Annotated in this window: 14 protein-coding genes and 1 pseudogene; 14 read left to right on the top strand and 1 reads right to left on the bottom strand. The window is 68.5% G+C overall.

Going from position 1 to position 14,012, the window contains the following annotated elements; translation table 11 throughout:
• Position 1: 1 nt before the first annotated feature.
• Positions 2 to 958: a hypothetical protein gene (locus DEJ48_RS36725; protein WP_223832332.1), complete on the bottom strand. Its 957-nt coding sequence runs from the start codon at positions 956 to 958 to the stop codon at positions 2 to 4.
• Positions 959 to 1,833: 875 nt separating this feature from the next.
• Between DEJ48_RS36725 and DEJ48_RS36720 the strand changes: the two genes are divergently transcribed.
• The 14 genes and pseudogenes from DEJ48_RS36720 (at position 1,834) to DEJ48_RS36660 (ending at position 13,971) form a co-directional block, all read left to right on the top strand.
• Positions 1,834 to 2,160 carry an ATP-binding protein gene (locus tag DEJ48_RS36720; protein ID WP_150220427.1) on the top strand — a complete coding sequence of 109 codons (327 nt, stop codon included), beginning with the start codon at positions 1,834 to 1,836 and terminating at the stop codon, positions 2,158 to 2,160.
• Entirely contained in the window at positions 2,157 to 2,723 is a 567-nt protein-coding gene (locus tag DEJ48_RS36715; protein WP_223832331.1) for a hypothetical protein, read from the top strand. The genes DEJ48_RS36720 and DEJ48_RS36715 overlap by 4 nt, the downstream gene beginning before the upstream one ends.
• A 10-nt stretch (positions 2,724 to 2,733) precedes the next feature.
• Complete coding sequence (locus tag DEJ48_RS36710) at positions 2,734 to 3,219, top strand: hypothetical protein (RefSeq protein ID WP_150220426.1); 486 nt, start codon at positions 2,734 to 2,736, stop codon at positions 3,217 to 3,219.
• Complete coding sequence (locus DEJ48_RS36705) at positions 3,216 to 3,551, top strand: hypothetical protein (RefSeq protein WP_150220425.1); 336 nt, start codon at positions 3,216 to 3,218, stop codon at positions 3,549 to 3,551. Before DEJ48_RS36710 ends, DEJ48_RS36705 begins: the two co-directional genes overlap by 4 nt.
• Before the next feature lie 119 nt (positions 3,552 to 3,670).
• Positions 3,671 to 4,591 carry an endonuclease/exonuclease/phosphatase family protein gene (locus tag DEJ48_RS36700; protein ID WP_150220424.1) on the top strand — a complete coding sequence of 307 codons (921 nt, stop codon included), beginning with the start codon at positions 3,671 to 3,673 and terminating at the stop codon, positions 4,589 to 4,591.
• 317 nt (positions 4,592 to 4,908) lie between these two features.
• The gene (locus tag DEJ48_RS36695; RefSeq protein WP_150220423.1) at positions 4,909 to 5,088 is read left to right on the top strand and encodes an FxLD family lanthipeptide; all 180 of its coding nucleotides are present in this window, start codon (positions 4,909 to 4,911) and stop codon (positions 5,086 to 5,088) included.
• Positions 5,089 to 5,191: 103 nt separating this feature from the next.
• Positions 5,192 to 5,323 (top strand): FxLD family lanthipeptide, encoded by a 132-nt coding sequence (locus tag DEJ48_RS36690; protein ID WP_150220422.1) that lies wholly within the window; start codon positions 5,192 to 5,194, stop codon positions 5,321 to 5,323.
• A 38-nt stretch (positions 5,324 to 5,361) separates the two neighbouring features.
• Positions 5,362 to 5,541, top strand: coding sequence for an FxLD family lanthipeptide (locus tag DEJ48_RS36685; protein WP_150220421.1), 180 nt, complete (start codon positions 5,362 to 5,364; stop codon positions 5,539 to 5,541).
• Positions 5,542 to 5,624: 83 nt separating this feature from the next.
• Positions 5,625 to 7,666: pseudogene (locus tag DEJ48_RS36680) on the top strand (lantibiotic dehydratase family protein); the annotation flags it as partial.
• Between the two features lie 156 nt (positions 7,667 to 7,822).
• Positions 7,823 to 8,722: a thiopeptide-type bacteriocin biosynthesis protein gene (locus tag DEJ48_RS40575; RefSeq protein WP_223832557.1), complete on the top strand. Its 900-nt coding sequence runs from the start codon at positions 7,823 to 7,825 to the stop codon at positions 8,720 to 8,722.
• Positions 8,709 to 9,974 (top strand): lanthionine synthetase C family protein, encoded by a 1,266-nt coding sequence (locus DEJ48_RS36675; RefSeq protein WP_150220420.1) that lies wholly within the window; start codon positions 8,709 to 8,711, stop codon positions 9,972 to 9,974. The genes DEJ48_RS40575 and DEJ48_RS36675 overlap by 14 nt, the downstream gene beginning before the upstream one ends.
• 13 nt (positions 9,975 to 9,987) lie before the next feature.
• Entirely contained in the window at positions 9,988 to 12,078 is a 2,091-nt protein-coding gene (gene fxlM / locus DEJ48_RS36670; RefSeq protein WP_150220419.1) for a methyltransferase, FxLD system, read from the top strand.
• 1 nt (position 12,079) lies between these two features.
• A complete protein-coding gene (locus DEJ48_RS36665; RefSeq protein ID WP_223832330.1) occupies positions 12,080 to 13,267 on the top strand; it encodes a hypothetical protein in 1,188 nt (395 codons plus the stop codon).
• 128 nt (positions 13,268 to 13,395) lie between these two features.
• A complete protein-coding gene (locus DEJ48_RS36660; RefSeq protein WP_223832329.1) occupies positions 13,396 to 13,971 on the top strand; it encodes an AAA family ATPase in 576 nt (191 codons plus the stop codon).
• The last annotated feature ends 41 nt before the right edge of the window (positions 13,972 to 14,012 follow it).

The raw sequence follows: 14,012 nt of genomic DNA, 5'->3' as shown, positions 1-14,012 counted from the left end.
GTCAGCTCTCGATGGCCAGCGGCGTGGTGGCGCCGAGCTTATGAGCGGTGGCCGCCGCGCTGTACTCCTCGATGCGTTCGCCGAGAGTGCTCGCTTCCGCGGCGTCAGCGAAGGTGGGGTGGCAGAGGCTGGAGCGGACGGCGGCGAGGCGTTCCAGCGTCCCCGCGCCTCGCCATTCGGTGGGCACTTGGAAGACGGGTTCGAGAGCTTCCTGTGCACCGTCGAGTTCGCCACGCAGAAGCCGGGCGCGGGCGAGGTCTACCGACGCTTGGGACGAGACGAGAAGCGGGCGTTGGTCTTCGGGCTTGCTGCCCAGGAGGTGCAGGGCACTGTGCGCTGCTGTTTCCGCCCCCTCGGAATTGCGCAGGAGCAGGTAGGTCGTGGCGTTGCTCATGGCCACGCGGTCGTCGGGAAAGCCGAACTCGCCGCCGACGTCATCGTGCAGTTCGTCTCGGGTCCCCGAGTTCTGTTCGAGGGCCCTGCGTACAGCACGCTCTGACGCGGCTTTGTCCCCAAGGTGCCCGTAGGCGCGGCCTTCAATGACCGATAGACGGGTACGGGCAGTGTCGCCGAGTCCTCCAAAGGACTGGGCTGTGTGCACGAGCCGTACAGCTTCGGAGGGGCGGCCGCCCCAGTACGCCAGGAACGCGAGGGCGCCATGCGCGTACGCCTGAAGGGGGCCGTGCTCGATGACCTGGCCGTAGAGCGCCGCAGTGCGGGACAGCGATACCGCCGACGGGAGGGAACCGAGGTCGAAGCAGATCGCTGAGAGAAGGGCCGCGGACTGGCCTGCGGCGAGGTACCCGCGGGTCCGCTGTCGGGGTACCTGGGTTCTCTCCAACAGGGACTGGGCGACGTCCAGAAGTTCCTTGGCGCGGCGGTAGACCTCAACCGGGGAGGTGCGGTTGTAGGCGCGGGCCAGGTCCACGATGTCGTCGTCGAGCTGGTCCAGTGTCATGTCCGGCACGCTGAGGGAGGCGGCGTCACCGGCGTGTGCGGCTGCGTCCCGAGCAGTCATCGCTAGTTCACTTTCGTTGAGCGCAAGTACTTGGTGCCCGGCTGAAGCCGAGGTGTGTTCAGTCGGCGGGTCCAGAAGCTGTCGCGCGGAGTACCCGAACATGTGCTCCAGAACCTGCGGAGCTGGATGATTCGGGAGTCCCTTGACACGGCCTGAGGTCCATCGACGGAACGTTTGCTCCTCTACCGTCACGGTAGAAGGGGGCTCGCCGGCTGCTGCTGCGACCCCTCGGGCGGCCTTCTCGTAGGCCCGCCTGAACCGGTCAAAGGTCCAGCCCCGATCACGAATCAGCACTTGAAGCAGTGTCCGCGCATCCATGGCCGACGATTCCTTTCCCGCGGATTCGTACACGGGCCGCGCATAGCAACCTTGGCGACTCCGCGCTCCACTATCACCCAACGCTGCCTGTGAATAGGGATCTTGGGCGGATGTGGTGCCCCGATGACATGTCGGTGATACCTGCATCACCCGTATGAGCGCGAGGTGGTACTCGCCACGACATGGTGAGTCCAGCAGTGTGCCGCGAACCTTGATCTCCCCTCGCCGCTCGGCGGAGGACGGATGATGAGCAGCTGGAGCCCCCCATGCACTCCTCCCCAAGCAAAGCCGTCAGGAGCGTTGGCGCTGAGAAGGAGCCGCAGCCGACTGGCGCGAACACTGGTCTGCACGCCGTCCTGCTGCGCCCTATCGTCGATGCTGCAACGTGGGAGTGGTCGACGACGTTCGGGCTGGAGGACAGCTCCGGGTGGACGACGCATCAGCTCGCCGGCATAGCCGCCAGCAGCGCCCGTATCCAAAGTCGGTCGCGGCTCACCGTGGCCCACTGGCCGGGCGACGTCGAGCTGGCCAGCAGGGTGGTGGCCGTGCTCGTCGACAACGCTGTCCGGCACGGCGGCATCGTCCGGGTCCCGGTACGTCTCGCGGAGATCCGTACGCGTGAGGTGCTCATCGAGGTGTCGGATCTGGTGCCGCAGTTCCCTGCGTTCACGGAAGTGCTGGGGTGGGAGCCGACGGGTCCCGAACGGCGCCGACCTGGCTTGTGGCAGGCACGAAGTTTCGGCGCGGCGCTCACGTACGCGGCGAATGAGGACGGCTCCGGGAAGACGGTGCAGGCCGTGCTCACCCCGGAGGCCATGGCATGACCGCCCCACTGCCACAAAGGGTTGCCGCTCCGGATCGGACGATCCGGCCAGCTGGCCCGGTCGCGTTCACTCCTCAGCAGCTGACTATCCGCCGCGAGGAGGTGGCCGCCGATATGGGCGATCTGGCCACCCGCGTGCAGAACCTCATGGCTCTCACGCGCGGCCGCCCAGCCTGTCTGCCGCTGGGCGGCGCGCTGTTCGATGTCGTGGCTACGGCGAGTGGGGACGCCGCGCGGGCCATCGTTCACCTCCTGGACGATGTGCAGCTCGACGGTTGCGGGCCAGTCATAGAGGACCCGGTGCGGTCGTGGCTGTACTGGCTCGTGCCACCTGGTACGAGCGAGCGGTGGGAACCGCACCAGTACGCCATCTGCCTGGGCCGTCCACACCAGATCGTTCTGCCACCCCTCGCCCAGGCGGACCCTCCCGGCGCCTACTGGTTACGGCCGTTCAAAAGCGACCGGCTCGTCCCCCCACTGCCCCTGCGGGGTTTCCTCGACACCTTCCAGCCCGCCCCCGCACCGCACGAAGTGCTGCTCGCGGCCGAGCTGCGAGCCATGTGAGGCGGCCGACATGACGAGACTCTGCGACCTCTCCGTGTCCTCGTACCTCCACGACGACGAGCCGCCCAGCTTGCCCGGAAACCGCGCGGCCCAGCTCGCCGGCCTGCGCAACGACTGCATGGCGGAACTCCTCGAAGAGCATAAGCGGAGCGGCCGGACGATCACCGTGGCCCCGTATGTTCTGGCGTCGACCGGAGATGAGCGACGCGCGGGGCTGGCGCAGCTCGGCCGTTTCGCCGAGGAGCAGCAGGGCTGGCCTGTCACGGGCAGTTCCTTCTGCGACTTCGACCCGGAGGTGCCCCTTGAGGAGCGCCGCGCCTTCGGGGCTGCGTGCCGCTATGCCTCCCTGGGGTTCGCCAGCGGCATTCTCGCAGCCAACCGCGCGGCTCTCACCTTCGATGACGCCGCATATGAACGGGTCCTCACCTACCTGCACAAACACCGCGTGTTCCTCGCCTTTCTCCCGTTGCTCAACGAGCAGGGAGCGATGTCATGACGATCAGCTACGACGCACCGCCGACGAACGTCCGCGTGAATATCGCCTCTGTCGAACGCACCATCTTCGAAACGATGCGGCCGGGGGTGGCGATGCCTGCGCGAGCCACGCTGGTCGTGCACGTCGCCGCTCTCACCGCCGACGTGAAAGCACTGCTGCCCGCGGTCCCGCGTGACCACCCCGCGTATGAGCGGGCCCAGGGCCTCGTCCTGCCCCGAGCGCGCCCCGGTGAGCAGGCGAACCACTACGAGCTGTGGCAGTACTCCCTGGCACTCGCCCGTGCCGCCCAGGAGCTGCTCGACCTGGTCACGCGGGACACGGGACCGCCGTGACCCTCCTGGCGGGCCGTCGCGCCGGCATCGGCCTGAACGCTCCCGTCGATACGTACGTACTTGCCCGGCCACTACCCATCCGCGGTTGCCGACGCGGACCGTCCTTCAAGGATCACCTCATGAGCGAACGCGACGACAAGTTCCGCGTGGCGATCTTCAACGTCGAGCACAACGGTGTCGACCGCGACGGCACCGACCATCGATGGCACCTCGCCATGGACATCATGGCGGCGATTCAGCCACACCTGCTCCTGCGCCAGGAGCTGACTCGGGCGCACATGCATGGGGCTCGTGCGATGTGGGAGGAAGCCTTACGGCTTGGCGGTCACCGCCCGCTCCTCGCTGGCGCGACGCCGGAGTCGGCCAACCCGACCGGCGTCTATGCCGACCGGATGTGCCAGCCCACCGAGTACTTCGAGCACGCGACGGCCATGTGGCATCCCGTCTGCAACCCGGTTTTCCGGATCAAGGATGCGCGGAAGAAGCTCAGCGTTGCTTCCATCCACTTGTGTTCCTTCGACCCGGCCCGGCGCGCGAGTGAAGCGAAGCGGCTGGCGACCCTCGCCAAGCCCGGCATGGCGGCGATCATCGGGGGCGACACGAACTCATACCCGCACACCACCGACGAGACCACGTCGCTGCCGGACTGGAGTGCGGTCACTGACCGGAGCCACTTCGGACACCGCACCGTCGAGCGGGACGGCGCTCGGGTCTCCGACACGGTCCCGGACGAAATTCTTGCGGGCGAGCACCACGGTCAGCCCCCGTTCTTCGTCGACTTGGCGCACTACGCCGCGACGGCCCTGGGCCAGCCCGAAGCCGTCATGCCTACCGCGTCACTGTGGCGTAAGGACCAGGGCGGGCCCCAGCGGATCGACCGGATCTATGCCACCCCGCAGATCGCCAGCACGCTGACCAAGGTAGAGGTCGTCGTCAACGACGAGGTGATCGAAGCCAGTGATCACCCCCCGGTCGTCGCCACCTTCAGCCTCGCTCGACTGTGCCAGGTCTTGTCGGAGGACCTGACCGACGCCGCCTAACGGCTGCGCTCGGTGCGACGGCTGCCTCCTGCGGGGGGAGGCAAGCGGCCGCCCCTCAACCGCCCGCCTGTCGTCGGTGGCAGGCGGGTGCAACACCCGAGGGCGGACCTGAAGCAAGGGTCGGCATCGGACGAACCGCGTGAGGAGAGCACTTCTCAACTGCTCTTTCCTCGCACCTGTCCGTCTGGCCTAGAGAGGAGGGCGAGGTGGTTACGAAGGCCGGGGGCCAGTATCGCCCCCCCCCGGTCCGCATCTCCTGAAGAACTCGGATTCCACGTCGCCGCTACGTAACGCCCGTGATGTGAGGAGGACTTGTTGTGCCCAAGAGCCTAAAGGAAGCCGGACCGCAGACCGCGCCGGCCGCACGCTTGCAGGACCCGTTCGATCTCGACATCAGCGTCATCGAGTCCGGTGGGGCCGTCAGCTTGTCCGCCGCTTCCGATGGCGGCTGCGCCGCTTCGTGCGGAGGCAACGCCTGCATTTCCAGCGGCGCCTGACCCCACAGGAGGCGTACGGCACAGATCTTCCTGAGCTCGCGCCGCACGCCATCGATCACTGCACCTGCACGAACCGATCCGTACACCCACGAGGAGACAACGGATGGAACCCGACGAGTTCGACCTCGACATCAGCGTCCTGGAGTCCGGCGACGGGCAGGCGACGCTGATCAACCTCACCGACGACGGCTGCGGCAGTACCTGCTCCAGCCCGTGTGCCACCAACGTGGCCTGAACTTCCAACCCGCGCACGACGAGTAGGGAGAGATCAGCATGAGCAGCAACACGGTCAAAGACCAGGCGCAGCCTCCAAGTACGACGGCAGGCGGCGACGCGTTCGAGCTGGACATCAGCGTCCTGGAGTCCGGTGACGGGTCCGCTTCACTGATCAATCTGACGGATGACGGGTGCAAGCCGAGCTGCCAGGGGTCCTGCGCCACCAACGTGGCCTGACCACACGCACGGCCGGTCGTCAGCCCGCGGGGCCTGTCGCCGCGCGGGCTGGCACCCCGGCCCTCACAGAGCAGGGAGGGTGCATGGATTCCAGGAACACCGGATCGCTGTACCGGTGCGCAGACACGGCGCTCGTGCGCGCCACCCGATACGCGACGCTGCCGCTGCCGGCGTGGCCGGACCTGGCCGACGGCTCCCCGGCCAGCCGGAGCCGGTGGCAGACGTGGCTGCGGGAAGTCTGGTCGGTAGCCGAGATTGTGGAGGCCGTCGATCAGGCCAGCCCTTTGCTGGCACAGCAGGTCCATACGCTGTGCTCGGCGCCCCGGCCGGAGACCCGTCAGCTTCGCCGCGCCATGGTGTCCGTCATGCGATACGTGCTGCGGATGACAGGGCGAGCGACACCGCACGGCCTGTTCGCTGGAATCGCGCCCGTCTCCTTCGGACAACGGACTGAGTGGGCGTGGGGTGAATGGCATCGCGCCGTCGTACGCGCCGACAGTGCCTGGATCGCTGACCTGATCAGCCGTCTGGAAGCCTGCCCCGACGTGTTGCGGCAGCTGCCCGTGATGGCCAACAACACCGCCTACGTACGCGGCGAGCGGCTGGTCGTGCCCTACCCTCCTCGTTCACGGCCTACCGAGAAGGGCCCCGCGGCGGAAGTGTCCCTGCGCTATACCGCCGCCGCCCGGATTGCCGTGGAGGCCGCCGCCTCGCCCGTCCCCTTCAAGACGGTCGTGGACAGGGTGAAGGCCGAGTTCCCCGACGTGCCCGCGCCCCGGGTGGAAGGTCTCGTCGCCAGCCTGGTCCAGCGCGGCGTGCTCATCAGCAGCCTGCACGCACCGTCCGCCGTCCTCGACACGCTCGGCCACCTGGTCCAGCAGCTCGACGCCGTCGACGCGGCACAGTGCGCGGACCTCGTGGCGGACTTACAGCTCGTCCGCAATGCCATCGCCCAGCACAACCAGGTGCTCGCCCCGGCAGATGGGCGGCGTCTGCGCTGCGCCTTGCGGCTGAAGATGTTGACGTTGAGCACCGTCAAGGCCCAGCCGATCACGGTGGACCTGCGCCTGGACTGCTCCCTCACTCTGCCTCCACTGGTTGCCCGTGAGGCGGAGGGGGCCGCCACCGTGCTGGCGCGGCTCACTGCGTACCCCTTCGGCACGCCTGCGTGGAAGGACTTCCACAACCGGTTCTTCGAGCGGTACGGCATCAACTCCCTCATCCCTGTTCGGGACGTCGTCGACCCGGATGTGGGACTCGGGTTCCCCGCCGGCTACCGGGACCAGGAACCCGAGCAGCGGGAGGCCGTGACCGCCCGTGAACAGCGGCTGTTCTCGCTCGCCCAGGCCGCCGTGCTCGACGGCCGCGACGAAATCCTTCTGGATGAGGAACTGCTCCACGCCCTGACGCTCGGCGACCCAGACGCGATGCAGGTACCGGCCCACCTGGAGCTGCGCTTCCAGATTCAAGCGACTTCGCAGACCGCTCTCGCCAACGGTGACTTCGCCCTCCACAGCATCGCTCCCTCGCGGGGAATCGGCACGACCAGCGGACGGTGCCTGGGACTGCTCACCCCGCCGAGCAGGCCCGTGCGGCCGCAGTGCTGGAACAGGTGCCGGTCAATGCGCCCGGCGCGCTGCCCACGCAGGTGTCCTTCGCTCCGCTTGATCGCGGTGACGCCAACGTCACCCGCGTGCCCGAACTCCTGCCGGGCGTGATCAGCCTGGCCGAGCACCGTCCGGCCGACGAGCGCACCATCACGCTCGATGACCTCGCGGTGGGCTGCGACCGCCGCAGGCTCTACCTCGTCTCCCTCTCCCGCGGGTGCCTGCTGGACCCGATGACGTTGCACGCTCTCGACCTGCGGGCCCACACGCCGCCGCTCGCACGCTTCCTCACCGAGATCAGCCGCTCCCAGGCCGCCGTCCTGACCCCGTTCCCGTGGGCGTCTGCCACATCCCTCCCGTACCTGCCGCGAGTGCGGTACGGCCGCACGATCCTCTCTCCAGCCAGGTGGCGGCTGGAGGGGTCGGAGCTGCCCGGCCGCCGCGCCTCATGGGAGGAATGGCACAAGGCGGTCGACGAGTGGCGCACGCGCCGCCGCGTGCCGGACGCCGCCGTGCTGACCGAGGGCGACCAGGGGCTCCCGCTGGACCTCTCCGTGAGCGCACACCTCGCGCTGCTGCGCGCCCACCTGGACAACAGCGAAACGGCCGTCCTGACCGAAGGGGGGTGTGACAGCGGGTGGTTCGGGGGCCGGGCCCACGAGATCGTCGTCCCGATGACGGCCGCCCGCGCGCCGCAGTGGCCGACGGTCCCGCCCGTGACCGCTGACCGGCTCCTCACCCGCGATCACGGTCACCTCCCGGGGTCCGCTCCGTGGCTGCTGGTCACGCTGTATGGGCACGTCGAACGGCAACCGGCGATTCTGGCCCACCACCTTCCCGCACTCCTCGACCAATGGGAGGCGCCGCCGAAGTGGTGGTACATGCGCTACCGCGACCCGCGCTGGCATCTGCGCCTGCGCATCGCGGTCCCCCATGCGCAGGACTTCGCGCTCACCGCGCACCGGGTGAGTGTGTGGGCGGCCGGACTGCGCCGGGCCGGGCTGCTGAGCGACATGCGGTTCGCGACCTCTTACCCGGAAACCGGCAGGTGGGGCGCCGGGCCGTTGATGAGCCTCGCTGAGGACGTCTTCGCCGCGGACTCCCGCGCCCTGGCCGTCCAGTTCGTCCAGAACAAGCGCCCTCACCCCCAGGCTCTCACCGCCGCGAATTTCATCGCTCTTGCTGTGGCCTTCACCGGCAGCATCGCCGACGGCATGGGCTGGATGATCAGCCACGGGAGGATCACCGATCCGCGTCCCGTTGACCGGGCGGTGCGCGACGAGGCCGTACGCCTTGCCGATCCGGCCCGTGACTGGGCGGCGTTGCGGGCGGCCCCTGGGGGCGCGGCGATCGTGGCTGCCTGGGGGGAGCGCGACGAGGCCCTGGCCCGCTACCGGGAGCGGCTGAACGCATCCGACGGCATGGACCCGGACCTGGTCTTGGACTCGCTGCTGCACGCCCACCACATTCGCGCTGTCGGCATCGACAAGGACGACGAACGGATGTGCGTGCGGCTGGCCCACGCCGGCGCAAGGGCCTGGGCGCATCGAGGAGATGACCATGGACCTGCGTGACAAGGCACGGGCTGCCGCCGACGCCATCGCAGAGCGTCTCGCAGAACCGCAGGCCGTGCGGTCGCTGGATCACCGTCAGGGATGGTGGCCGCAGTCCCTGGCGCACGGCGCCGTCGGCGTCGCGTTGCTTCACATTGAGCGGGCCCGCACAGGCCAGGGGCCGTGGCAGCGGGCGCATGACTGGCTTGCCTGCGCCGCAGAAGAACCGGCTGTCGGGGGCCCCGACAGCCACCTCTACTACGGAGCGCCCGCTCTCGCCTTCGCCCTGCATGCCGCCGCCGACCGGCCCGGACGATACTCCCGCGCCCTGGACACCCTCGACCAGTACGTCACGACGGCAATCCGCAGCCGGTTGGCCAGCGCCCACGCCCGCATGGACCGGGGCGAGACGCCCGAGCTGGCCGAGTTCGACACAATCCGGGGCCTGAGCGGGATGGGCGCCCTCCTCCTGCACCGCGATGTCCACACCGGACTACTCCGGCAGGTCCTGGCGTACCTGGTCAGGCTGACCGAGCCGGTCGAGCATGATGGCGAGGTCCTGCCCGGCTGGTGGAGCCACCTCGCCCCCTCCGGCAAAGCGTCCCCGGACTATCCGGCGGGGCACGCCAACAACGGCGTCGCCCACGGCATCAGCGGCCCCCTCGCTCTGCTCGCCCTGGCTGCACGCCGCGGTGTCATTGTCGAAGGCCACCGCGAGGCGATCACCCGCGTCCTGGCCTGGCTCGACCAGTGGCAGCAGGAGGGCCCCGCCGGTCCGTGGTGGCCGTACTGGATCACCCGTGAACAGCTGCGATCCGGCGTGCCCGGCCCAGGCCCGTCCCGGCCGTCCTGGTGCTATGGGACGGCCGGGTTCGCCCGCACCCAGCAGCTCGCTGCCCTCGCCCTCAACGACCGTGACCGCCAGCGTGCGGCCGAGCGTGCGCTCCTCCAGGCGATGACTGACCCCGGCCAGCTCGGCGCGACCGTGGACGTCTCGCTGTGCCATGGGTTCGCCGGCCTGGCACACATCACGCAACTCGTGGCCGCTGATGCCATTACCCCTGGCCTCACCGAATGCCTGCCCCGGCTCCTGGCCCCGATCACCGATACCGCCCCGGGGACGCTGACGGCCTCGTTGCTCGACGCTCCCGACGGCGGCGACATCGGGCTCCTCGAAGGCGCCGCAGGTGTCGCTCTCGCCCTCCACTCCCTCCACACCGGCACGCCTTCTGCATCCGGCTGGGACGCCTGCTTTCTGACCAACTCGGTATGAGAGGAGAGAGAACATGGCAGCGGAAGAATGGCCACAGCGCCTCATCCGGTTCACCGACTGGGACCGCGCGGAGACTACCGCCGTCCAGTACCTGCTTCCGGTGCTGATTGACCTGGAGCCGGACCTGGGGCAGTGGTCGTTCCTGCGGAAGTTCCCCTCGTGGCGGGTGCGATACCGGCCCGCGGGTCCGGACTCCTCCAACGGCTTGGACGCTGCTCTGGACGAGCTGGTCGCTGCTGGTGTCCTCGCCTCGTGGACGCGGGGCATCTACGAGCCGGAAGAGACGGCCTTCGGTGGTCCGGCCGCCATGAAGATCGCGCACACCCTGTTCCACTACGACAGCCATCACCTGCTGGACGCGATGGCCCGCGGGCAGGCGGCGACCGGCCCCGGGCTCGGGCGCCGTGAGCTGGGGGTCCTCCTGCTCAGCGTGGCGATGCGCGCAGCGGGACTCGACTGGTACGAGCAGGGCGACGTCTGGGCGCGGGTCGCAGCTGAACGCCGCGGTGACAACCCTCGCCGCCCTCAACGGCACAAGGCGGCCGTCCATCGCCTCATGACGGTCGATGTCAGCGCCACGAGCAGCAGCGTCACCGAGGGGGGCCTTGCGCCCCTGGCCGACTGGATAGCCACGTTCGAGTGGTTCGGCCAGCAGCTCGCAGACCTCAACCGCCAGGGCCGCCTGGAGCGCGGGCTGCGAGCTGTGATCGCCCACCACGCGATCTTCCACTGGAACCATCTGGGCCTGCCAGCACAGGACCAGCACACCTTGTCAACACTCGCGAAAGAGGTAGTCATGGGAACGAGCGACAACGCCGCGTCCGACCAAGCTGAAAGGCCGCAGAGCACTACGGTCACCGGGGTGAACAGTGACACCATCGAAGCCAGTTCAGCCGACCGCCTGCGCCATCAGCTGATCGACCACCTGGTCGAAAACGGATGGGTGCGCACGCCCCGCGTGGAGGAAGCCATGCGTACGGTGCCCCGGCACCTCTTGCTCCCGAACGCCCCGCTGGAGAAGGCGTACGGGAACGCCCCGGTGAACACCAAGCTCGACGAGAACGGCACGTCCATCAGCTGCGCCTCCCAGCCCGACATTGTCGGCATGATGCTGGAACAGCTGAAGGTCGAGCCCGGCCAAAAGGTCCTGGAACTCGGGGCCGGCACCGGCTTCAACGCCGGTCTCCTCGGCTATCTCGTCGGAGAGAAAGGGCACGTCACTACGATCGACGTCGATGACGACATCGTGGACGGCGCCCGTGCCGGACTGGCCGCAGCCGACATCCACAACGTGGAAGTGATCCTCGGGGACGGAGCAGTAGGCCACGCCCCGAACGCGCCATATGACCGCATCATCGCCACGGTCGGCGCGCACGGTGTGCCTCACGCCTGGCTCGACCAGCTCGCCCCCGGCGGACGCCTCCTCACCCCTCTGCGACTGCGCGGCAGCGTCTCCCGCTCGATCGCCTTCGAGCACCACGACGGAGTTTGGCGCAGCGTCGGCAGCCAGATGAACACGTTCATGCCGTTGCGGCAGGGCATCGCCGACGACCCGCGCGTCTTCGTCTCCCTGGACCCTGACAACACCGTCACCCTCGTCACCAACGGAGACCAGACGGTCGACCCCGACGCCCTGAGCGACATCTTCCGGCAGCCGCGCGCCGAGGTGTGGACGGGCGTCACCTTCCGGGGTCCGGAGTCGGCGGAGTACCTGGAGCTGTGGCTCACCTGCAGCATGCCCAACGGGCTGAGTCGGATGCCCGCACAGCCTGCGGCCGTCGAAAACGGCCTGGTCACGGCGCCCTATCCGTCCTCCACCGCAGTCGTCGAGGGCGCCACGCTCACCTACCTCACCCGGCGAGCGGCCGCCGAGAAAGCCCCCGACGGCGCCACCCTGTACGAGTTCGGTGTCATCGGACATGGCCCCGACGCTCAGGCGCTGGCCGAGCGCGTCGCCGAGCAGATCCAGGCCTGGGACCGTGGCTTCCGCAGCCTCGACGTCGGTTTCCAAATCCAGCCGCTCGACACGGCGCCCTCCGCGTCGAAGCCCGGTCGCTTCGCCTTCGACAATGCGCTGAACCGCATCGTCATCGAATGGCAGTGACATGGACGTCGGCCAGATAGCACGGCGTTTCCCCCTGGTCGCCCGCCCGCGCCCGGCCTGCCCGCCCCTCGCGTACCGGGTCCGGGAGATCAGCAACCTGGCTGATGCCGCCAAGCGGGGAGGCAAGGTGGCCTCTGCGACCGTCGCGCTGAACAAGGCGGCGCTGATCGCGAGTGACTGCGGCCTGCCGGATTTGGCGCGCGTTCTGTGCTGGCGTCACGCCCAAGTCTTTCTGCGCGCTCAGCCTCTGGGCGCGCAGGAGGCTCGGTTCGCGCTGGAGCCCTTGGTCAACTTGGCCCGTCTGCGCATCCGCGACGGGGACGGCGTCGGCGCCTACCGACTGCTCGACTCTTTGAACCAGGCAGTGAGGTCGAAGTCGGAGGCAGTCGTTGATGGCCGCTCCCTGTCCTTCCGGCATCTCACGAACTCCGCGGACACCCATCAGCAGGTGTGCCAGTGGCTGTGGGCGGTCCTGCTCGGCGACGGCACCCGGGCACTCGTCACAGCGGGCCAATGGGGGCGTGCACGGGCGCACAGTGAGCAGCACCGAGGCGTGGGCCAGCGGCTCTTCGACGGGCGGCAGGTCGAGGTACTGGGCCGCTGCCTTGGTGGCCAACCCACGGAAGCCCTGGCGTACCTGAACAAGAGCACACTGTCGGAAGGCTGGGAACGCGCTGTGGCCGCGTGCCTCGCCGTGCTCTGCCTCACCGCAGCCGGAGGATGCACTGTCCCTCCCGCCGCCACCATGGTGGAGCACTACCTGGCGCTCGACACCGCCCCCGACCTTGCCGTCTTCCGCTCCCGGGTCGGACTGGCCGTGCTCGACCTCTCCCCGCGCCCCCAGCAGGCCGGGGTGTCACGGCGCCTCATCGACGAGGCGATCACGTACTCAGATGGGTACGTGGCCCGGGACGTCCTCGCTCATGTGGTGTGCCGTGAGCGCATGACCCGGGACGAACACCGCACCGTGTCAGATGCCCTCGTGTCCGCTGGCCTCGGTCAAGGCCACATCCCTGCGCCTCTGGAACAGAAACTCCTGGATGCCGCAGACATCAGCGCGCAGGTAACGGAACGCCACCTTGCCGAACGGTCCACCGTCGGCGAAGGAGAACAGGACGCGTCAAAGGCCGCCCCCACGCATCCGCCCGTGGAACGACTCGTACTCCGAGGCACATCCTCCTCGCGATAGCCACTCACTAAGAAATTGGGGGCCAGCTCGCAGCCGCGGCCGTCCCGCCCCGGCCTGCCCGGAGCCCCCGTACAAGAAACGGATCTCATGCTGTGGTAACTGCGCAGTGGCCTTTACACGTAGGCGTGATGGGCGCCCAGTCCACCGGAAAGACGCAGCTCCTTGATCGGATTGAGAAGGAGCTGACCGCCCAGGGGACGATCGTGGTGCGGACGGGCGGTTTCGGGGAAAGGGCCGCGCTGATGTCGTTGCCGGAAATGCAGCGGCACACTTCGGCCGCTACCGAGTGGGCTATCGCGCAGGGCATTGCCGACGAGATTGCTGCGGCGGCCCTGCCAGGCCGTGAGCCTGCTCAAGTAGTCCTCGCTGACCGCACGGCTTGGGATGCCCTCGCCTTCTACTACGCCGCCCAGGAATGGCATCACAACAGGGCACATCGACTGGAGCGCGAACGGTTACGTCTCCTTGCCGCTACGCAGGCCCCGAAGTGCAGCCTGCTGTTCGCGACTGTGTTGGACCCTGCCATCCCGATCCGCCCCGAGCATCCATGCGACCCCCGCTTTCGATCGGTCGTAGACCAGTACGCGCACAAGATTCTTACCGAAGAGGGACTTCCACATATCCGCGTAACGAGTGAAGCGCACAGCCAGGACAGAGCCGTCGAGCATGCTCTTAGCCTCTGCCTCCTGGAAGCGCCGGTATGAGCGAACCTATCCGGCCTCTCTCCCCAGAGGAGCCCTCTGCG

The sequence above is a fragment of the Streptomyces venezuelae genome, from assembly GCF_008642315.1.
Taxonomy (GTDB): domain Bacteria; phylum Actinomycetota; class Actinomycetes; order Streptomycetales; family Streptomycetaceae; genus Streptomyces; species Streptomyces venezuelae_D.
This window is presented reverse-complemented; position numbering and strand designations above follow the sequence as displayed.

Excerpts from the sequence above, each read along its gene's own strand:
- DEJ48_RS36705 (WP_150220425.1), top strand. The coding sequence starts at position 3,216 with ATGACGATCAGCTACGACGCACCGCCGACGAACGTCCGCGTGAATATC.
- DEJ48_RS36700 (WP_150220424.1), top strand. The coding sequence starts at position 3,671 with ATGAGCGAACGCGACGACAAGTTCCGCGTGGCGATCTTCAACGTCGAG.
- DEJ48_RS36675 (WP_150220420.1), top strand. The coding sequence starts at position 8,709 with ATGGACCTGCGTGACAAGGCACGGGCTGCCGCCGACGCCATCGCAGAG.
- DEJ48_RS36725 (WP_223832332.1), bottom strand. The coding sequence starts at position 958 with ATGACACTGGACCAGCTCGACGACGACATCGTGGACCTGGCCCGCGCC.
- DEJ48_RS36690 (WP_150220422.1), top strand. The coding sequence starts at position 5,192 with ATGGAACCCGACGAGTTCGACCTCGACATCAGCGTCCTGGAGTCCGGC.
- DEJ48_RS36685 (WP_150220421.1), top strand. The coding sequence starts at position 5,362 with ATGAGCAGCAACACGGTCAAAGACCAGGCGCAGCCTCCAAGTACGACG.
- DEJ48_RS36715 (WP_223832331.1), top strand. The coding sequence starts at position 2,157 with ATGACCGCCCCACTGCCACAAAGGGTTGCCGCTCCGGATCGGACGATC.
- DEJ48_RS36660 (WP_223832329.1), top strand. The coding sequence starts at position 13,396 with ATGGGCGCCCAGTCCACCGGAAAGACGCAGCTCCTTGATCGGATTGAG.
- DEJ48_RS36710 (WP_150220426.1), top strand. The coding sequence starts at position 2,734 with ATGACGAGACTCTGCGACCTCTCCGTGTCCTCGTACCTCCACGACGAC.
- fxlM (WP_150220419.1), top strand. The coding sequence starts at position 9,988 with ATGGCAGCGGAAGAATGGCCACAGCGCCTCATCCGGTTCACCGACTGG.
- DEJ48_RS40575 (WP_223832557.1), top strand. The coding sequence starts at position 7,823 with ATGACGGCCGCCCGCGCGCCGCAGTGGCCGACGGTCCCGCCCGTGACC.
- DEJ48_RS36665 (WP_223832330.1), top strand. The coding sequence starts at position 12,080 with ATGGACGTCGGCCAGATAGCACGGCGTTTCCCCCTGGTCGCCCGCCCG.